This is a genomic window from Draconibacterium sp., from assembly GCF_041583095.1.
Classification (GTDB): domain Bacteria; phylum Bacteroidota; class Bacteroidia; order Bacteroidales; family Prolixibacteraceae; genus Draconibacterium.
On record NZ_JBFHGM010000020.1, the window covers coordinates 1 to 20,798 of the forward strand.

At 41.2% G+C, this 20,798-nt stretch carries 13 protein-coding genes; 2 read left to right on the plus strand and 11 right to left on the minus strand.

Going from position 1 to position 20,798, the window contains the following annotated elements; genetic code table 11:
• Both ABZB17_RS03360 and ABZB17_RS03365 read left to right on the plus strand, forming a co-directional pair.
• Positions 1-1,192, plus strand: a 1,192-nt coding sequence (locus tag ABZB17_RS03360; protein ID WP_372648102.1) for a Do family serine endopeptidase, incomplete at its 5' end; no start/stop codon positions are given.
• A 112-nt stretch (positions 1,193-1,304) separates the two neighbouring features.
• A complete protein-coding gene (locus tag ABZB17_RS03365) occupies positions 1,305-2,165 on the plus strand; it encodes an RNA polymerase sigma factor RpoD/SigA (protein WP_045033140.1) in 861 nt (286 codons plus the stop codon).
• Positions 2,166-2,234: 69 nt separating this feature from the next.
• Here ABZB17_RS03365 and ABZB17_RS03370 read toward each other — a convergent pair whose 3' ends face one another.
• The 11 genes from ABZB17_RS03370 to ABZB17_RS03420 all read right to left on the minus strand — a co-directional run bounded on the left by ABZB17_RS03370 (position 2,235) and on the right by ABZB17_RS03420 (position 20,772).
• The gene (locus ABZB17_RS03370) at positions 2,235-3,488 is read right to left on the minus strand and encodes a cation:proton antiporter (RefSeq protein WP_372648103.1); all 1,254 of its coding nucleotides are present in this window, start codon (positions 3,486-3,488) and stop codon (positions 2,235-2,237) included.
• A gap of 298 nt (positions 3,489-3,786) precedes the next feature.
• A complete protein-coding gene (gene fucP / locus ABZB17_RS03375) occupies positions 3,787-5,088 on the minus strand; it encodes an L-fucose:H+ symporter permease (protein ID WP_372648104.1) in 1,302 nt (433 codons plus the stop codon).
• An 80-nt stretch (positions 5,089-5,168) separates the two neighbouring features.
• A complete protein-coding gene (locus tag ABZB17_RS03380) occupies positions 5,169-6,248 on the minus strand; it encodes a mannose-1-phosphate guanylyltransferase (protein ID WP_303918397.1) in 1,080 nt (359 codons plus the stop codon).
• A 218-nt stretch (positions 6,249-6,466) separates the two neighbouring features.
• On the minus strand, positions 6,467-7,669 hold the full coding sequence (locus ABZB17_RS03385; RefSeq protein ID WP_372648105.1) for an alginate lyase family protein: 1,203 nt from the start codon (positions 7,667-7,669) through the stop codon (positions 6,467-6,469).
• A 23-nt stretch (positions 7,670-7,692) separates the two neighbouring features.
• The gene (locus ABZB17_RS03390) at positions 7,693-9,621 is read right to left on the minus strand and encodes a heparinase II/III family protein (RefSeq protein WP_372648106.1); all 1,929 of its coding nucleotides are present in this window, start codon (positions 9,619-9,621) and stop codon (positions 7,693-7,695) included.
• 68 nt (positions 9,622-9,689) lie between these two features.
• Entirely contained in the window at positions 9,690-13,172 is a 3,483-nt protein-coding gene (locus ABZB17_RS03395; protein WP_372648107.1) for a sulfatase-like hydrolase/transferase, read from the minus strand.
• A gap of 20 nt (positions 13,173-13,192) precedes the next feature.
• A complete protein-coding gene (locus tag ABZB17_RS03400) occupies positions 13,193-14,581 on the minus strand; it encodes a BNR-4 repeat-containing protein (protein ID WP_372648108.1) in 1,389 nt (462 codons plus the stop codon).
• A 3-nt stretch (positions 14,582-14,584) separates the two neighbouring features.
• Positions 14,585-16,636, minus strand: a complete 2,052-nt coding sequence (locus ABZB17_RS03405) for an alginate lyase family protein (protein WP_372648109.1) — start codon at positions 16,634-16,636, stop codon at positions 14,585-14,587.
• A gap of 27 nt (positions 16,637-16,663) precedes the next feature.
• A complete protein-coding gene (locus ABZB17_RS03410; protein WP_372648110.1) occupies positions 16,664-18,064 on the minus strand; it encodes a BNR repeat-containing protein in 1,401 nt (466 codons plus the stop codon).
• 3 nt (positions 18,065-18,067) lie between these two features.
• Positions 18,068-19,300, minus strand: coding sequence for an alginate lyase family protein (locus ABZB17_RS03415; RefSeq protein ID WP_372648111.1), 1,233 nt, complete (start codon positions 19,298-19,300; stop codon positions 18,068-18,070).
• Positions 19,297-20,772, minus strand: coding sequence for a sulfatase (locus tag ABZB17_RS03420; protein ID WP_372648112.1), 1,476 nt, complete (start codon positions 20,770-20,772; stop codon positions 19,297-19,299). Before ABZB17_RS03420 ends, ABZB17_RS03415 begins: the two co-directional genes overlap by 4 nt.
• Between the last annotated feature and the right edge of the window lie 26 nt (positions 20,773-20,798).

Consider the following 20,798-nt stretch of genomic DNA (forward strand, 5'->3'; position numbering starts at 1 on the left):
GTCGAGCGGCAACCCGTTTCTTGATGAGTTTTTTGGTCTGCAAAGGCAACAACCTCAAGTACAACAAGGTTTTGGGTCCGGTGTAATTATGTCGGAAGACGGATACATTATTACCAATAACCACGTAATTGAAGATGCACAGAACATTAAAGTAATACTAAACGATAAACGCGAGTTTGAAGCCCGGTTGGTAGGAACCGATCCTTCGACCGATATTGCCCTTTTAAAAGTTGACGCCGAAGATTTGCCTTATCTCACTTATGGCAATTCTGATAATCTGAAACTTGGCGAATGGGTTTTAGCCGTTGGTAATCCGTTTAATCTTACATCAACAGTTACAGCAGGTATCATCAGTTCGCAAGGACGTAACCTGGGAATAAACCAGGACCGCTACCGAATCGAGTCATTTATTCAAACTGATGCGGCTGTAAACCCCGGAAACAGTGGAGGTGCACTGGTTAACCAACAAGGTAATCTGATTGGAATAAACACTGCAATTGCTTCGCGTACCGGATCATATTCAGGATATTCTTTTGCAGTACCGGTTACTATTGTAAAAAAAGTTGTTGAAGACTTAAAAGAATTTGGAGAGGTACAACGCGCATTACTCGGCGTAAATATTGGCGATGTAAATGCAGAAATTGCTGAAGAACTGAACCTTGACAAGGTGGAAGGTGTTTATATAGGTGGAGTCGTTGAGAACGGAGCTGCCAACGAAGCCGGCATAAAAGAGGAAGATGTAATAATCAGCGTTGATGGAGATAAAGTAAAAACAGCAGCCGAGCTACAGGAAAAAGTTAGTCAGTACCGTCCGGGCGACAATGTTGACATTGTTGTAATTAGAGACAACGAAAAGAAACAATTTACCGTTACCTTGCGTAACAAACATGGCGACACCGAAATAGTACGCGACAATATAACCGTACTGGGTGCCGAGTTTGAAACAGTGAGTAACAATGTTAAACAGGATTTGGGAATCAGAAACGGCATCATGATTACCAATCTGAGCAAAGGAAAACTAAAGGATGCCGGTCTCGAAAAAGGTTTTATTATTACCTCGGTAAACAAAAAACCTATTTACGAGGTATCAGATTTTAAGAGAGAAGTTGGAAATGCGAGAGGAGGAATTCTGGTTGAAGGTGTTTATCCGAATGGGGAATCAGCATACTATGTTTTTGGCGTAGAACGTTAACATTCAAAGTACATAACCTTTAACTTTGTATTAATTACAAAATACGATGAGCTTTCTCCTTGACCATTAGATATTAATGTTCTATATTTGCACGATTTTTTAAGGATTATATATGAGACAACTAAAGATCACAAAGTCGATCACTAACCGTGAAAGTGCCTCTTTAGATAAGTATTTGCAGGAAATTGGTAAAGAAGAGCTGATTACTGTAGAGGAGGAAGTGGAATTAGCACAGCGGATTAAAAAAGGCGATCAGGCGGCTTTGGAGAAATTAACAAGAGCAAACCTTCGATTTGTTGTATCGGTGGCAAAGCAGTACCAAAACCAGGGACTTAGCTTACCCGACTTAATTAACGAAGGAAACCTTGGTTTGATTAAAGCAGCCGAAAAATTCGACGAAACCCGCGGATTTAAGTTCATTTCTTACGCAGTATGGTGGATTCGCCAATCAATTCTTCAAGCGCTTGCTGAGCAGTCGCGTATTGTTCGTTTGCCTCTGAACCAGGTAGGTTCGCTGAATAAGATCAATAAGGCTTATTCAAAATTTGAGCAAGAACACGAACGTAAACCGTCGCCTGAAGAGTTAGCTGAAACATTGGAGCTTCCTGCTGATAAGGTTTCTGATACTTTAAGAGTATCAGGAAGACATGTTTCTGTTGATGCACCATTTGTTGATGGTGAAGACAACAGCCTGTTGGATGTATTGGTGAACAACGATTCGCCAAATGCAGACAGAAGCCTTATCAACGAATCATTGGCTAGAGAAATTTTCCGCGCATTAGCAACATTGACTGAGCGAGAAAGTGACATCATTAAACTGTTTTTTGGCATAGGGTGCCAGGAAATGACATTAGAGGAGATCGGTGAACGATTTGGATTAACCCGCGAAAGGGTAAGACAGATAAAAGAAAAGGCTATCAGACGATTAAGACATACATCGCGTAGCAAATTATTAAAATCATATCTGGGCTAGGAGAAAAAGAAAAGGTTGTCATTACAAAATGGCAACCTTTTTTATTTTGTATATTTATTAAAACAGTCTTTAGTCAATCGGCATCTCAATATACTCAGACTTCTCTCCTTCATCACTTTCCTTAACCTCTTCTTCCCCATTCTTGCTATTTGTACTTTTACTTGCAATTAAAGCCCACGCCATAATTAAACTGGTGGCAATAATTACCACAAACAATACAGCGCCTTCAAATTTTTCGGCCCGTAACGATTCTGGAATAGCGAAAAACAGCAGTACCGTAATCAACCCTTTTGGGGCAATAAAGGTTTGTGGCAGCGTATCTTTTCGTTCAATCACGTAGAATAAGCCAAAACGTAAGATGTAAGTTACGGCCAGGAAAATAACACTGATTAGCCACACTTTCCAGCTAAATAACGACGCAAGCGGTAAAGTCATCCCAAAAACAACGAAGAAGAAAGTACGAACCAGAAAGGCGGTTTCTGTGGTAATCATATTAAACTGATCAAAAAGACCATCAATTCTTGCATCGTTTAACCACTCACGGAGCCTTCCAAAAAGCAAAACTTTGTAATTACGTAACAGAAGGCCAAACATTAAAATTATAATTAACGACGACAGATGGAACATTTTTCCAACGGCATAAAGCAAAACCAGCACCGCCAAAAACAGGAAAAACTTTGCATCTCCTTTAATATTCTGAATGATATAAAGTAAACCATAACACAGTACCACCGAAATTACCAGCGTAAGTACAATGTTACTGCCAATGGCAAAACTTAATTGGCGCATCCCTTCAACATGAAGGTTTTCAACAATCATGTAAAACACCATAATACCCAAAATATCAGAGAATGTGCTTTCGTAAATCAGAAATTCCCGTTTGTATTTTGTAAGGTTCGCAACACTTGGTATGATGATCGCACTGCTCATTATTGAAAGCGGCAACGCGTAAACCAGTGCCGGTAAGAAATTGATTTCGGGGATAAAGAACTGAATGATAAATGCAATTGAAACGGCTGTTAATCCCAGAGATAAAGAAGCGATGGTAAACGATTTCCAAATGATTGGCCAGTTCTCCTTCATTAACTCAAGGTCGAGAGCAGCTTCAAGCACGATCATGATCAACCCAACAATTCCCAGTACTTCGAGTGCCCAGAAATAATCGGGCTCCATTTCAAAGTAGGTCATTAACTGCTGCATACCAACTCCCAGCAATATTAAAATCAACACACTGGGCACATTGGTTTTCCGCGAAAACATATTGGTGAAAAAAGAAAATATTATAATGACACAAAGGCCAATAAGAAAGAGGTATGCATTCATACAGAAAACTTTGTTTTAAGTTACACAAACAGTTCGATTACGCAATTGTTTTAACGAAAATCTGTAGCTTAAATCTCCCGGCCGGAAACACTTCATACTCAGTAAATACTATTAGAGTAGCTGATTAAATTATATTTCCATCCGAATAGATTTCCATATCAAATATACCAATGTTGCCGATGTCACAGGTAATTTCGGGACATATGATATCTGGTACACGCACTTTTTTTACACTACTCAATCAATTTCGTATTTATTTCCACATTTATGAATTGTAAGTAGCTATTGGAGTCTAGCCTTATCGAGCTTTTTTAAATGCGTTATATGTTCTCTTACCATAAATTGCAATAATAACAAAGCAGATAAAAGGCAAAACAAACGAAAAGTTCACTGCCGGAAGCGGCCCGATAGTCCCCTGGTCGATAATTAACCCCTGCAGTGGTGGCATTAATGCTCCTCCCACAATTGCCATTACCAAACCAGCAGCACCAAGCGTGGCATCATCACCAACGTCTTCAAGTGCAATCCCGTAAATGGTTGGGAACATCAGCGACATAAAAGCCGACGTGGCCACCAGCAAATACAAGCCCATCATTCCCTGAATTAAAACTACTCCGGCCGTTGTACACATTCCGCCTATGGCAAAAAGCAACAACATATAACGGGCGTTCAGGTATTTCATTAAAAAAGTACTGATAAAACGGCTGGTGATAAAAATCGCCATAGCAATAATATTGAAATTCTGAGCCTGTGCTTTTGGAATCCCGAGATTATCGGCATACTGAATAATGAAAGTCCAGCACATGATTTGTGCCCCCACGTAGAATACCTGGGCAATTACGCCTTCCCGGTATATTTTGTTGCGGAATAATCGTTTTGCCGAATGCCACGGATGAATTTCATGATCAGCACTTTCGCGTTTTGGCATTTTTGAAACAGCAATAATAATCAGCATTAAAATTACTACAAACCCTAAAATCACATACGGGTTGCGTATTACAGACAGATCGTTGGTACGAATAGCTGCTTTTTCGGCTGCATTTAAAGTATCGAAAATCAGGTTTCCGGCAGCATCCCGCTTATCCGACTCCAACGACGAAAGAATGAGTTTTGATGCCACAAACATTCCCAATATCGATCCCATTGGATTAAACGACTGCGCCAGGTTTAAACGACGCGTTGCGGTTGCCGGATCGCCCATCGATAAAATATACGGATTGGCTGTGGTTTCAAGAAAAGCCAAACCAAAAGTGAGGATGTACAGCGACACGAGGAAGAATCCAAAAATTTCGTATTGTGCAGCCGGAAAAAACAACAAGGCACCAACGGCATATAAGGCCAGCCCAACAATAATTCCGGTTTTATACGAATATCGTTTTATAATTAACGCCGCCGGAATGGCCATGGTAGCATATCCGCCATAAAATGCAAACTGCACCATAGCAGCTTTTGCATTGGAAATTTCCATTACCGTTTGAAACGCAGCCACCATCGGGTTGGTCAAATCATTGGCAAATCCCCAAAGGGCAAATAAACTGGTTATAAGTATAAATGAAACAAGAATTTTCTTGTCCACAACAATTGGTTTCGTTTTATTCATTGGTTTAATAGTTTTACTAAAATACTGGTAGTTAGTACAGTTTTAGCAACTTACCCGGTAACATTACCGGGCACAACTTTTTACAGGTACTCCGATTTATTATTAGCTTTTAGCTGTTCAACAATTTTTTTAATATCCTCTGCATTATCGCGTTTGCAAACCAGGGTTGTATTTCCGTCGCGCACAACAATTACATCGTCGAGACCAACCACGGCAACAAGTCCATCGTCGGTAGACACGTACGAGTTTTTAGCATCTAAAAATATGGCCTCTCCCATTCCTGCATTGCCATTTTCATCTTTTTTATCGGTTTGATAAACCGACTCCCAACTCCCCAGGTCATTCCAATCGAAATTTCCTTCAACCAGGTAAATGTTTTTGGCGTGCTCCATAATACCATAATCAACCGAAATGCTCTCAACAGCGCGGTAAATGGTATCAAGCGTTTCAGGATATGAAGGATTGCCCAAATCAGCCTGAATTTTACGTAAATCAGCATATAATTCCGGGGCAAATTCTTCAACCGCTTTCAGGAAAACCGATACTTTGAAAACAAATAATCCGCTGTTCCAGTAAAAACCGCCTTGTTTCAGGTAATCGGCTGCAGTGGCTTCATCCGGTTTTTCCACAAAACGTTCCACTTTAAACTGTTTTATTGTTTCGTTACCGGTAATATCTTCGGCAGTTTGTACGTAACCATATCCTGTTGCCGGATATGTTGGCGTAATTCCAAGCGTTACAATACCATCGCGTTCGTTAGCAATTTTGGCAGCGGCCAAAACCGTGTCTTCAAACAAAGCAGTATTTGTAATTAAATGATCCGAAGGTGAAACAACCATTACGCCGTCAGGGTCTTCGCGCTCGGCATACATCGCTGCCAAACCAATACATGGCAAGGTATTTCTGCCAACCGGCTCGTAAATCAGGTTTTCTTTGGGTAACATCGGAGTTTGCTCCTCCAATACTTTTGCCTGTGTAGCACTTGAAACAATGTAGATATTTTCTTTTTGGGTGAAAGTTGCAAATCGTTCAATGGTGTCCTGAAGCAGCGATTGTTCGCCAAAGATATTCAGGTATTGTTTTGGTTTTGCCGTTTTACTGCGTGGCCAGAACCGTGTTCCTGATCCACCTGCCATGATCAGGGTATAAATCTTATCCATATTACTAAAAATTAAAAATACGGATGAAAATACGAATCTAAAATTACTTCGCTAGTAAACAACGGTAATTTCTGCTGATTTTTTTGTTAAGAAAATTCTCAGGCGCTACTTACACCGTCACTAAATTGTGAACACAACAGCTGATTCGAATTCTATTTCGCGGCTTTTTGTTCTTTAATTAACTGTTGAACATCCTTAATAACGACTCTAAATCACCTTTATTGAACCGGTTCACTAAGCAGCCACAATAACGGATTCCTAAAGGGTAAATTCCGAATCACTTCCCGGGTTTTAGGATAACCTTCCAATGTTTTCCACAACTCGATGTATTCCTTTTTCTGATAGGCTTTGCCGGCAAAAAGCAAAAACGGATGCCGAACCGGCCATTCGTCCCAGTACATTACATCGGGTTGTAAAGGCCACGAGGACTTGTTCAGAACAAAGGGAAACAAATATTCAGCTCCCAACTCCAGGTTTTTACCGTCTGCCGTACTAAATTCATATAGATTGTTGTTTTCATCGCTCAGAATCTCGGCAGTGGTAAAAAACGCGTCGAGGTTAAACAATGAATATCCATAGGGTTTGGTACGTTCCAGTTCCAATGGAAACGATCCATTCTCTCCCATTTGATTTGGAAGCAGAATTTCCTTAAAACGATCACGGCACATTTTCAGTACCTCATCATTATCCGTTAACCGGGCAAAAGCAGCAACCTGCATCACCCAGCAAGTGGCGTGGTTATTTTTGGTATTCATTTCGTCCAAACCATACGGGTGAGTGGTCAGCCAGTGAACAAACTCATCAAACCATACCTTAATCTGATTAATCTTCTCCTGTTCAACAGCACTGTTTTGCTCCAGAATCTCAACCGAGCGGGCTACTTCAATCAAATGAATGGCATCGATGATTCCGATACCTCGCCCGGTAACCCGTCCTTTTATGGCTTGTACATAAAATAAACTTGGATTCATCCTGGTTTCAGGATTTATAAACCAGGCTTCCAAATGTTTGAGCGAAGCCGCTGCAAATCTCTTATCGCCGGTGAGCAGATAAGCCGATGTTTCGCGTCCTACAATCTGACTAAAACGAATCATCGCCAACCGGTGCGCAACAAAATTTTCGGGATTCGTTTGACCGTCGCGGCGAATATACGGTCCATCCGGATTTTCCGGATCAGGCCACCAGTAGTCGCCCTCGGAGTAAAAATCGTGTGGTCCGCCGGCGCTGCGTTCACAAACAGTAGCGGTTACTGTAAGCGGCAAACTATCTAAATATTCCGTTGCCGTTTTAATGATGTACTGTTGCTCCGTTTCTGCAATGTACGGTACTTGTTGTTTCTGTGAGCAAGATAGCCCGAACATACAAACGAAGAGAAACAAAATCCCTGTGTTTGCTTTATAATAATTGGTTTGTTCCTGCATTTACAATGTATTGGAATACTGTACTAAATCTTTGTAATTACTACCTGATCTTTACCTTTAATTTGCAGATTTTTGTACTCCAGAATGATTCGGGTAATCACATCCCAATACCTTTTTAAACCTTTATCGGTTACAGGAATCACCTCAACTTTAGGAGTAAAAAGTTTTGTATCATATTTCATTTGAAGCGTAAACTCGTCTCCAGCCAGATTGATGGTACCATCACCGTTATCGCTTACCTTTCCTGATGTGATAAAATTCAAGCTGGTAGGTTTATCTGTTAGTTCTTCCAACTCGTAAGAATTGGAAACAGTAAATTTCTTTCCCCTGTCCAAACGATAAGTGCGCACCCATTTTTTCACTTTTGCTTCTTCAGGATAGGCGCCGGCGATATCGGTAGAAAAAATTGCTTTTTTTGAATCGGCACTAAAAGTAGAATTCTTCGCTTCATAGTTCCGACCTTCTTTCTGGTCAATACCATTTATTTTTGGCAACTGATGATAGCCCGATTGCATGGTCCAGATCTCATATCTACCGCTACTAAACGTTTTTGCGGTATAGGTTTCGCGGCCTATGTCTACCAAACAGGGTTTGCCATCGAAATACAAAACAAAAGATCCCAAATCGTTGTGGTTGTGGCTTTCAGCATTGTGTCCACCTTTTGCAGCAAAGTAGAAACCATCGGTTGAGCCAGCCATATCGCGCGCACCTGCCACTTGTGTTTCAGGCAGCCAGAAATCGCTGATCAATGCATTTTCAGCTTCAACATCTGCAATCTCTTTTAAAAACATTAGTTGCATGATCTGCTCATCCACTTTTCCTCCCGGAGGCTTAACTCCCCAGTCTTGTTTTTCGGCGAGAAATGCACCAAACTTCTGCATAACAGGGTCGTCAATATCTTTTCCATAACTGTAAATTATCTGTGGTCGGCCTCCCGTTGTAGCATCGGCATCAGCAAAATTCACGAAATACGGGTAATTTACGTAGGCTTTATAAATATAATTCCCCATGTTCCTGATGAGCTGATTATCGAAAACATCGAATTTGCCATTGGTAGCACGTTTTAAAAGATCGAGGTTCTGATAAAGAGAAGCGCCTGCCCTGCCCCAATACGATGGACCTTCATCGCAACCGCCATCATTCGGGTAAACATTTATAAACTGATCGAGTGATCGTACAACTTTATCGACCCCTGCAATTTTCTTTTCCTGATCGTTTTCCAGAATTAAAATGGAAGTCAGGATATTATGGTTGGTCCATGGATTCCAGTTGTTAACATCGCGGCTTCCATCAAGCCCCTGCCACCAGAAATCGTTGCGTTCGTAGTACGGAATCACCGCCTTTTTCATGATTTCATCTTTCAGGCGTTTCGCGATAAGCGGATGCACCTTATCAAATTCATCTTTAAACAAAAACCATGTCCACGAAAGGATATTGGAGATTTCGCCAACCCCTAAATCAATAGTTGGTTCATCGGCATCGGGCAAACCATGTGGCGCTTTTTGCGACGTTAAATGCGCCGACCACCCCCACCAGGTTTGCTCGCTATAATACCAAACGCCGTTAATTACCTGGTCGATAAAACGCCCTTTTCCTTCGGTAAGCTCGGCCATAACTGAAGCCACTAATGCAGCGCGTGGTGCGGAATAGGCTTCCTGCCGACGATCGCCTGAACGAATTATCTCCAAATAATCAGTTGCTTTAACAACCGGCCAGTTATAATCAAGGTATTCTTCTCCATCCTTAATATAGGCAGTCCGGATTTCCTCCGGTAAATTATTCCAGAAATCTCTGCTTTTATAAGTAGGAAAATCCAGGTCTGAAAAATCCTTTATAAGTACTTTTTCTATTCCAACTACACTTGCTTCTTTTTGAAGGATGTCTCTTTTTTCTTTTGAAAAACTGCTCAGAACTAAGCTGCTGAAAAGAAAAAGAATAAATAGTTTTTTCATGATTATCAGGTTTTAGTTTTTGTATGGTTCGTATACTTCTGACAAATATTCTCGTTCAACCTTCAGATTTAAAAGGAATTGATCCGTATTAAAATTTCGTTTTCCCCCGGTGCCAGACGCATTGATCCAAACGACAGATTCACGGTTTGCCCGTTAAGACTCACCTCCGCATTTTCAGGGAAATCAGTTTTAAACTCTCCAACCATGTTTGCCGGTAATTCAATTACGTATTTCGACAAACGATTATTTACCTTTTCATATTCACCTTTAATGGGGCCTTTTACCGTTGGCACTTTAATGGAACTAAATTCCAGATTAGCCAGTTGAGGGTGAATAGTTGCCACCCCAAATCCCGGTGTTTTGGGCTGAATTCCCCACATGTTTCGGGCGACAATATTTGCGGGAGCCGCTCCCCAGGCGTGGTTCCAGTCGGAATTAGGTTTGTACTTCATGTCCCAGGCTTCCATTGTAATGGTTGATCCCACTTTTATCATATTGTACCAACTTCGATCGTGTGTGGCAGTCATCAACTCCAGACCATAATCGGCCGCTTCGGCATTGTAAACCGCTTCCATCAGATACTGAGCGCCGTATACACTGCATGCCATGCCGCGGGTTTTCATATAATTGGCTACTGATTCTTTATACTCGTCAGGAACCACACCAAAGGCCAAAGGAAACATGTTGGCATGTACGGAACCATGGTCTGTCCCGATTCCATCGGTATAGTATCCCTTTTCCTTGTTGTATAATTTTTGATTGATTGATTTTTTTACTTTGGCAGCCCTTAGTTTAAAATCGAGCGCTTCTTCGGTTTTTCCCAAGATCTGCGCAAATTCAGCCATAATTTCCATATTTCGGTAATACATGGAATTAATGACCGTATTAACCGGGCGAAAAACAAAACCATCGTCTTCTCCCATTGTTCCCCAGCCTCCGGCCTGAGGCCAGTCAACAATATCGCGAACACGTTGGGTAGTATCTGCAAATCCGAGCTGAGCCATAACTTCACCGTTCAGCTTTGGCGATTTGGTGCTAATAAAACCATCCTCATCGTCAAGCATCATTAGTGTTTTATATTTTAACGGCTCGTAATATTTTTTAATAAGTTCGGTATTTCCGGTGTACATGTAATCCTGATAAAAAAGCAGTGCCACATGCAATTGCCATTCGGTTGGCCATGTGGGGAAATCCATAAAATATTCGATGGTTTTTCGGGCAATGGCATATTCGTTATCCACCGAATAATGACTCAACTGATTCAGATAAGCATCGGCTTCATACGGTATTCGTTCGCGATCGCCATCCACATAGTAACCCGCAAACGAAGTTGCTTTTTGCGAGTATTTACATAATTCCCATACCTGATTTAAGATATCGTTTGAACAAGTAAACGAGCTTGTTTCATCGTTGAAATAAGTAAAATAAGCCACCTGTGTTAAATCTCCGGCTTCCAAATCATCAGCCCCTTCTATTTCAACATACCGGAAAGGCATTATCACCGGAAATGAATCGGGCAAGGCCACGGCAACCGATTTGGTATTTCGCTCGTCAGGAACAAGTTCAATCTGGTATTCTGATATTCCGGGCCTAACATCTAGTTGTAATTCCGCAAAACGAATGGTACCGCCGGGTTCACGATCAATTTTTCCATCTGAAAGTTTCTCGCCTAAGCGAATGGTCAGTTTCTGTTTATTTTTCGGCGAATAATTTAAACGAAGCGTTCCGAAAGCAGCTTTCCCAAAATCAGCAAAATAGCTTCCATCTGCTTTTTTTATCAAAGCATCGGGTTTTATCTTATCCACCAAAAACCAGTTACCTGATGCTATTTTATCGCCAAATGTTCCTGTTGTAAATTCCTGAACTGGCGAGTATTCCGATAAGCGGTTGTCTATGTCATAAATCCGTACTTTCCAAAAATAAGTTTGATTTTCTTTTAGTGGGTCAGAGTCTGGCTCAACGTTTGCCGACTGAGAGCCGGATACGCGGCCGCTGTCCCAAATATCGCCAATATTGTTGTCGATATTTTCTCTGGTTGATGCAAGTAGCACTTGGTAAGCTTTCTGCGTGACAGCATCTTCGGGGATCATCCATCCAAACTCGGGTTTACTGTCGATAATCCTTGCAAATTTCGGTTCACGAATCAATTCAACTGTTAATCCAAACGGCACTCCTGATAGAGGACCTTTGTATCGCTGAACAAGCTCATCGTTTTTTGTTCGCAATTCCTGCAGTACTTTTTGATACTTTGCATCCTTTGCCAAATTCCTTGTTTCTTTTGGATCGTCTTTCAGCGAATACAATTCTTCAACTGTTTTATTGTTGATGTAGCGCAGGTATTTCCAGTCTTTTGTGCGCACTCCTTCGCTGGGAGGAATATTTGCAAATTCCCAAAGATGCTCAATAAGAACAGTATCGCGATTCAGGGATTTTTCCTTGCCGGAAACTACCGGAATCAGACTCTTGCCCTGATAAATATCGGGTGCTTTTATATCGGCCAAATCGAGAATAGTTGCGGGGATATCAATATTCAGAGCCATTTCCGATATATCGCGGTGTTTCTTCACGCGCGGATCATAAACAATCATTGGCACTCTTACCGAATTATCGTACATCAGCCATTTTCCGGCCAGTTGTCGTTCTCCCAAAAACTGCCCGTTATCTCCCATCAAAATAATTACCGTATTTTTTTCGAGTCCTTTCTCTTTTAATTTTTCTCTGATTTTTGCGATTTCAAGGTCAATACCATTAATCATTCGATAGTACCCTTTTACACTGTGTTGGTATTTTTCGGGCGTATCGTATCTCCAGTACCAGCGCGTGCGGTTAAAACCTTGTTGAACCGCTTCAGGCAGGGAATTGAAATACTTATCGTCGGCCAATTCAGGAGCAGGCATTTCCATATTTTTATACAACTTTCCGGGTTCCTCCTGCCAGAAATACTGTTCGGGAGCGTTATCATGGGCATGTGGAGCGCTGAAACTCAACGACAAACAAAAAGGTTTTTCTGCCGGAGCCTGATCGATAAAATCAAGGGCTTTCTGGCCTGTATAACGGGTAAGGTGAACCGTATCACCATCCAGCGTTTTATAATAATAGCCCCGGTAATCAGGAAAGCTGTTGTTACGGTCGTAATCTTCAATTACATCGAACATCTTTTCTTTTCCCTGAAAATTCACTCCGAACTTGCCAAAAAAACCGTTATAATACCCGGCTTCTTTTAACAGCTTCGGATAGGCGGTTTCCATTAATTCGTTACGTATCGGGCCAGTTTGAAAAGTGTATTTATGCGTACGTTCATGCACCCCGCTAAAAATACTCGCTCGACTTGCAGAGCAAATTGGAGTAGTCACCATTGCCTGCGAAAAATAAACCCCATCTTCGGCCAGTTTATCCATCTCCGGAGTTTGTATGATCTTATTCCCGGCATACCCCAGGGCACTCCAGCGCTGATCATCGGTGAGAATAAAAATAATATTTGGCTTCTGCACTGTTTGCGCAAAAATGCACAAGCCGTTCAGAAAAAATCCAATCAGTAAAATCAACTTCATCCAGGAAATTTTAAACATGTTTAGTAAACTTTTACAGGTTTTTCGTAATCATCTTTCATTTGGTATGGCAATTTCCAAATATTACCGTCAAAATCGCCAAAATATATTTCAGACTTGCTGAATTCATGCGAATGTCCATCGGCCCAAAAGTAACAAAACGGAGCCTTATAATTAACCGGCTTTCGTACGTAAGAATGACTCATTACACTGTTTTCCGTCAGTTGGCGCTCTATCGCCCAGGTTTGCCCTGAATCATCCGAAACCCAAACCGCCAATTCTCCGCCAACTCCCCACTTTTGTGGGCCGGGTTCTGTAGGTCCAATAACTTTCCATGTATTGCCTTGTATAAACAGACTTCCCATATCGTAGTTGTGATCCGACTCCGTTACGCGAAATGTTTGCCAATGTGCTCCGTTCCATTTGGTAACACACCATTCATACGGTTCGCTTATGCTGCCCGGTTTGTGCCCCGAACTTCTGATATAAAGACATGCCGGATTACCATCGCTATCGAAAGCCATATCTTTTAGGTATAAATTTTTATTTTGTGATGCATAGTCGACAACACGTGCCGGCGATGTTATATCGGTTAGCGGGATACTCAAATTGACACCATCAACGGTCGTCCACCTTTTCCCCAGATCACCGGTTTGCACATAGTATAAATCAGCACGCTTATCTACATCTCCGTTAGGATGCCGGTTAAAAAAGGTTCCCAAAACTTTTCCGTTATAACAATTACTTGTTTGGTAATGTCCCGATTTTTCTCCTTTGTTTACAGGAATGCCAGCCAACATTTTATCTTCTGTCCAGTTTTTACCGTCACTGCTCGATTCGAAATAAAGCTGACGGACTCCGGTGTATTTGGTAAAAAAATGAAAATAGCCAAAATCAGTATTCCATGGTTGTGGATATGTCATTTCTTCCTCGGTAATTTTCTCTAATTCATCAATACTTAAAGGTTTTGTACTGCGGTACTTAACCCCCATTCGGTGTTGCCCCCTACCGCTAACAAAAACCCATATATGATCTTCATCATCAATCATTATTGAGGGATTGTCGTGCGGATCGTCAACTCCCTTTTTATCGCAAACAATAGTTGGTCTGCGAACCAGCCCGGTATTGTGATCATATTCTCCGATCATACAAAGCAGGTAACGTTCTTTTTCAGAAGTAGTTCCACCGTATACAAAAAACGTTTTGTTTGCTTTTTCAGAATAAATGGCCAAAGGAACGTGTTTGGCCGTGTAGGTTCCCAATGCGCCGGAGTATTTATCACCAGCCGCATATTTTTGTCCCAACTCAAACCAAATAGACCGGTAACCATCCACTTTTTTGTTGGAGAAAGACTGCGCATTCCCCCAAAAAAACAGGGTCGTAAATACCAGGCTTAAAATTATTTTTTGCATCCTTCAATCTTTTGTAAACCCAAAATTCACATTTTTACTGTTAGAAAAAGGAATATCAAGTTGCCATTTTTCATTTTCTTTCGTTACCTCCAATTTCACTTTCGATGAATCTGTTGAAATAATCTTTGCCGCAACTTTTGGTGCTTCTTTTTCCGAAGGTAACAAAAGCCATACAAAACATTCGTCGTTACCGGAGTCTGTTGAATACACAAAAGCTTTATTCGGACAGAACTTATTGTATTCTTCGCTGTACCATCCTTGAATTTCAGGTTTTTCCTGTCCCTCAATTACCTCTACTTTCCAATCCTTCTTATCTACTGGAATAAGCTGCAGATTTCCTTTTTCATTTTTTGTAGTTATCACACCATTTTTATCCGCTTCAAGCTCGCAATCCGGATGCCAGTGCCAGAGTGTTTCAATTTTCCGGGGCTTATCGGTTTCAATCCTGTCAACCACTATCCAAAACTCATTTCTCACATACAACATCGCCCGTTTGTGTTCCACATTCTCCAACCCTTCATATTTATCAAATGAACCACATGCATAGTCGTAATCAGATGTTATTGCCCAAAGATCATCTGAAACAGCCGTTTCGGCAACACTAACTCCCGGTAGTTGCCCTTTCCCGTCGACTAAAACAGAATTATGCCCCTGAGTGCCTTTAGCGTATCCTCTGAATTTATCAGCCACCTCGCCTCTGTATGCAAAACGTCCGGCATCTACCAGCAGATCGCGGCCATAGGCAGAAACAGAAATGTGTAGCATGTCGTTGTGCTGATGTCCGCTTCCCCAGGGACCAACATCAAAAAACGACCAGTGTGCATCTTTATCAAATCCGCTACGTGAAATCAGTTGTCCGGCCCATGGAAAAAAGTACGACGGTTCATCAACCGGTTTGCTTCCTGAACTGCCATTTGTAGCAATATATTCCCATTCGGGCTTATTGTATTTCTCTGCTCCTGTTAACATCAGCGGCACATTGCTTCCCAAATCGCCATCGTTATTTAAAATACGATTGCCATCAGGGCAGATAATCAAAGCCGCATAACGATACATATTTTCGATGGTTTTATTGAAAAACCCGGGAAGTTGATAATTGGCACGATCACAAATTTCTTTGAACAGATCGAAATTCTGCAAAGCCACGTTGTGATAGTGCGAAGTAAGTTCGGTTTGTACCCCATCGGGATAAACCTGTCCTTTCATACTTTCGCTAATGGTATTGGCTGCATATTCCAAATATTCTGACGATTTTTTATACTCTGGGAAATTGGTTGCAGCCGTTGCCAATGCTGAAATCTCCATGGTTAACCAGTTGTTTTGAGCATGAAAATTCCGGTTGTAATGCGCATGATCGGCCAAGCTGCTTAACATTAACAGCCGGGTAGCATCTGAAAAATCTTTATTATTCAAGGTTCCGTAAAAAATTCGCGACCAAACTTTTACCCGGGCAGCAACTTCCAAACCACGCCACACCGAGGTGCCGCTTTTTTTCTGTGGATAAGGCATGCTTTTTATAAAAAAATCGCGCAGGAACAAGTCGATATATTCAAGGTATTTTGGATTTCCGGTTTCAAAGAATACGTTAAAAACGTGGCTGATCTGGCTGTGTCGGTTCGATAACCAGGCCCACTCTTCATCGTTGTTTGGACCTTTGTAATACCAGTCGCGATGCCCGTCATCTCCCCATGGAACTTTGCCCCGCACGTTCTGCACAACAAAAACATCAGTTAAAATAGTATCAGCAAGATCGTCTGTTCTTTGCGAGATTTCGGGTTGTTCCCTTCTCAGATATTGTATCGTTTCTCCGTTTTTGTAATAGTCCAACAGTTGAGTACATGCGGCAACTAAATCACCTGAATTATATGCTGCTTTCACTTTTTCCAATCCCGGATAGTTCAAATCAAACTGATTAAGCATTGTTTTCATTTGCTCCGGATAGGCTTTGCAAACGTCATCCACTGTTTCAATCTCTTGCCACTTTTGTGCAAATGAGTAATTTAAGCTTACTACCGCCAAAATAAAAACCAGTGCTATTTTTTCCCTGAAGTTCATAAATCTATTGTCTAACTGATTAGCATTTTAATTTTCCTTCAACTTATACAAATAAAGCCAACTTGCTTCGGGCCATGGTTTCTCTCGCGGACGATCGCGGTTACGACCAATGGTTTCCCATTTTAGTATGTAAGATGTATTTTCCTCACTGCTACTTCCCAAATCTCCCGTTGTGCGAATAGCCAACCCCGGAAAACTCCCTTCAAGGTCGAAACCGCTGTTCAACGATTCAGCTTTTAAAACCTTGCCAACAGCATCAAAACTATCATTTAAAAGCAGGGTGCCATTTCCGTATTTTTTATGCCAGTAATCCACTTCGTAATATCCGTCGTTCCGCTTATTGAAACCTTTTATGCTTACTTCGGTATTTATACTCCCGTTACCTGAAAATTCCCACCTGTAATCCCAGTCAGTTATCTGTTTGTGCGTCCATTCTCCATTTTCTGTAAGCGCAATATAAAATTGAAGATTACCGTCCTGATCGTATTTATGGTATACAAAAACAGGATTATTTTTTTCGTCGAGACAAAGTTTTGCTGCCAGGTTAATAATACCTCCTTTTACCGGAATCGGATCTACAATCACCGACCGCTTTTCAATGGTTGCAGGCAGCTCCAAAGGTTCTCCAAAGGCATTGTACCAATGAATCAGATCGGGGCTTTTCATATACGAAAGATCATGATTGGTAGAACAGTCAGGTGTATCCCTCCAAACCCAGTATACATGATACCACCCGTCTTTTAACACAGTGGGTTGAGACTGATAAGCGTTCATTAAACCCTGACCATCGGTTAAGGGAGTATCCAAAAGCCGCTTCCATTTTTTGTCTTCGGTTGAATAAATATTATAAATCTCATTCCCGTTTCCACTACCTCCGTCACGATAATGAAACAGCAATTCGTTTTCCTTAGTCAGCATAAAATGCGGATAGGTACATCTTTCTTCATTGGGCCCTACCATCGTCATTTCCTGCTGTAAAGTTGTAATATCGTTTGGTTTAGTGCTTCTAAAATAAGTAAGTGGGTGTACATGCATATTTCCCGAAAGATGTATATATCCATCCTTGTCGATACCAATGGTTACAAAGTTGTGACTATCCCATCCCAAAACTGTGCTGGTTCCGCCATATTCTTCTCTTGTGGTTGCCGGCATTGTGTGCAATTCGAAACGATCGTCAGTCAAATCCCGTTGCCCGACTACCATATTACGGTTAGCATTGTAATAGGCAATGTACTGCCGCTTGCCATGTGTATATAAACTAAAACCAACGGGATGCCCTGCCCAGACACTGTCGATCTTTATGGTTTGAACAATCGACTTGTTTTGCGCAGTTTCGTCGATAATAATGTCTTTTTCTGTTTTGGACGGCGTACAAGCCACCCAAATAAACAAAACAGTAAACCAAAATATTAATGAATAATAACGCATAATCTATTTTTTTTGAAATTCAGGAATAACAAGCAATGTCCAATCAGTTTTCAACCTTTCATAAAAAGTATCTGTCCACAATTTATGATAGGCTTCATTCTCATAAATTCTTGCAGCTTTTCGTACGATTAAGCCCAGGTTGTTTTCAGTTTGTTCCCACCCAGAAATTTGCTGATAGGGCCACTCTTCCTCCTTGCCGATATACTGAATTAAATAATCAAGAGCTTTTTGCAGCGATCCTCCTTTAACATTCACATAGTTGAAAATATTCACATCAACCTCTAATCCTCTTTCTCCTACACGATAAAAGTTTCCGAGATTTGCTACCGAATACCCAAAAGCCTTGGTTCTGATCAACTCTTCAGGTTGCCGTCCGTCTTCTTCAATCATCGGATCAATTCTTCTGCGTGGCAATTCTCGTACTTTCCGGGCCACAAAATCATCGTCTCCCAAGAAATTAGCTATTGACGATGACTGAAGATCATAAGCCACCGAATGATTGTTTTTATAAGCATCTTCATTTTTTCCATGTTCACTTTCAACCAGCCACTTAAAATACCGTTCAAACCATGATCTGATTCCTTCATTTTCGGAGGTTGTTAGCGTTCCCGATGTTTCAAGAAAAGCAATTGCATCAACCAAAACCTGTAATGAAGTTGCATCAATAACTCCGATAAACCGTCCGGGTGTTCTACCGGGAATGGCCTGCGCATATTCCAAATGAGGATTCATTAAGGTCGCCTCATCCAAAAACCAAACCCTAAGCAACTCCGCTGCCTTTTCAGCATAAGTAATTTCACCCGAAAAATACCAGGCCAAGGTTAACGCACGAACATTTTTAATTAAACCTGCCAACCGGGGACTGTCTGTGTTATTTCGTTCGGGATTGATCTCACCGTCTTTTCGAATATACGGCATACCGTCTTCCTTTTCGGGATCGGGCCACCAATAAGGCCCCATACTCATGTAATCATGTTTATTACCACTAGGTGGCATGAGTTTTTTAAACGTTACTGAAAAAACTCCCTCTTCAAGAGCTTCATCAGCATCTTTTATTAATTGATTGTAGGCTGGAAGGAATTTTTCACCACCGGTATTCAAATCACTTTTCACCTTTTGTATCCAATCATAATCCCAGCCTCCAAACCTGATTTTCTTCTGCTGTGGTTGTTCTTCGTTACAACCGGAGAAAAGCAGAATGATTGCAGTTAATAGCAAACAAAAATTCCTTTTCATAACTCAATATTTTCAGTTCTTTCGCGGAAATCTTTTATCATCTCAGAAAGTTTAGGAACTTCATCTTCGTATTTTTTATCATTCACGACGTTTCTGTTTTCATCGGGATCTGTTGCATGGTCGAACAAATCCCTATCCATAACCTCGCCTGAATCAATTCGAATCCATTCGGTATATCGGTATTTTGGGGTACGAACAGAATATCCTATTACCTTTTTCGATTTATCATTACTTGCGCCCCGATACGATGGCCAAATGCTAAATGCCTGCTCTTTCACTGATGATTCAGGATCGATTAATACCGGTAAAAGACTCTCTCCCTGCAGGTGAACAGGAATTTCGAAACCACATAGTTCGGCCAGCGTCGGAAAAACATCAACATATTCAGCCAAAGCATTTGTTTTTACGTTCTTCTTGATATTAGGCGCAGAAATAATTAAAGGGCCCCTGATGTCTACTTCAAAAGCCGTGTGTTTACACCACATTCCGTGTTCTCCCAATTTCCAGCCATGATCGCCCCAAAGCACGATTACAGTGTTATCTTTCAAGCCATTTTCTTCCAGTGCATCCAATACCTTTCCAATTTGGGCATCAGTATACGACACACAGGCCTGGTAACCGTGAATAAGTTTTAACTGCATCTCTTCAGAAATTTCAGCATTACCTTTGGGAATATTTGTATAGTTGCGCAATTCGCCAAAATTATGTTTACCGTAAAGCGAACCATTTTCCGGGAAATAAGGATTATCGGCAGTTTCTATTTGCGAAGGATCGTATAAATCCCAATATTTTGTTGGAGCGTTAAAAGGCAAATGCGGTTTCTGAAAACCAACGCCCAGGAAAAAAGGTTTTTGTGAAGTTTTAAGTTCGTTAAGTTTGTTCACAACCCAGTCGGCATAAAATCCATCGCGGTACTCGTTATCTTCAACATCAGCACTTTCCCAGGCCGGCCCCCTTCCTTCAGTTGTTAAAGTTGCCTGAGCCTCTGAAGTAAGATACCCTCTGCCCTTAGTTTCGCCTTGTGCCAGTTTTTGAGTTTCGAGCCAGCCTTCGCCAAATTGTTTCAGGTGATCTTCCTGATGGTGGTATAATTTCCCGATTCCAAAAACATCATAACCGGATTTTTTAAAGAATTCATTGATCGTCAAAACTTCCGTCATTAAATCATCAACAGAAAGGCAACTGTATATTTGATTAGCATTTGCATAATAGCCGGTAAAAATACTGGCTCGCGAAGCCATACAAATTGCCTGCTGACAATAAGCATGTTGAAACAGAACTCCGTTTTCGGCAAGTCGATCGATATTGGGCGATACTATTTGCTTGTTCCCGTAGCAATTCATTTCCGGTCTTAAATCATCAACGGCAATAAACAATACATTCGGATGTTGCGACTGTCTTTTGTCAGAGCAGGAAGTAACAATCCCAAAAATTACTGTCAGGATAACGATAAAAATGATTCGGTTTTTCATCTTATTTTAAAAAATTACTATCGGCA

Excerpts from the sequence above, each read along its gene's own strand:
- ABZB17_RS03365 (WP_045033140.1), top strand. The coding sequence starts at position 1,305 with ATGAGACAACTAAAGATCACAAAGTCGATCACTAACCGTGAAAGTGCC.
- ABZB17_RS03370 (WP_372648103.1), bottom strand. The coding sequence starts at position 3,488 with ATGAATGCATACCTCTTTCTTATTGGCCTTTGTGTCATTATAATATTT.
- fucP (WP_372648104.1), bottom strand. The coding sequence starts at position 5,088 with ATGAATAAAACGAAACCAATTGTTGTGGACAAGAAAATTCTTGTTTCA.
- ABZB17_RS03380 (WP_303918397.1), bottom strand. The coding sequence starts at position 6,248 with ATGGATAAGATTTATACCCTGATCATGGCAGGTGGATCAGGAACACGG.
- ABZB17_RS03385 (WP_372648105.1), bottom strand. The coding sequence starts at position 7,669 with ATGCAGGAACAAACCAATTATTATAAAGCAAACACAGGGATTTTGTTT.
- ABZB17_RS03390 (WP_372648106.1), bottom strand. The coding sequence starts at position 9,621 with ATGAAAAAACTATTTATTCTTTTTCTTTTCAGCAGCTTAGTTCTGAGC.
- ABZB17_RS03395 (WP_372648107.1), bottom strand. The coding sequence starts at position 13,172 with ATGAAGTTGATTTTACTGATTGGATTTTTTCTGAACGGCTTGTGCATT.
- ABZB17_RS03400 (WP_372648108.1), bottom strand. The coding sequence starts at position 14,581 with ATGCAAAAAATAATTTTAAGCCTGGTATTTACGACCCTGTTTTTTTGG.
- ABZB17_RS03405 (WP_372648109.1), bottom strand. The coding sequence starts at position 16,636 with ATGAACTTCAGGGAAAAAATAGCACTGGTTTTTATTTTGGCGGTAGTA.
- ABZB17_RS03410 (WP_372648110.1), bottom strand. The coding sequence starts at position 18,064 with ATGCGTTATTATTCATTAATATTTTGGTTTACTGTTTTGTTTATTTGG.
- ABZB17_RS03415 (WP_372648111.1), bottom strand. The coding sequence starts at position 19,300 with ATGAAAAGGAATTTTTGTTTGCTATTAACTGCAATCATTCTGCTTTTC.
- ABZB17_RS03420 (WP_372648112.1), bottom strand. The coding sequence starts at position 20,772 with ATGAAAAACCGAATCATTTTTATCGTTATCCTGACAGTAATTTTTGGG.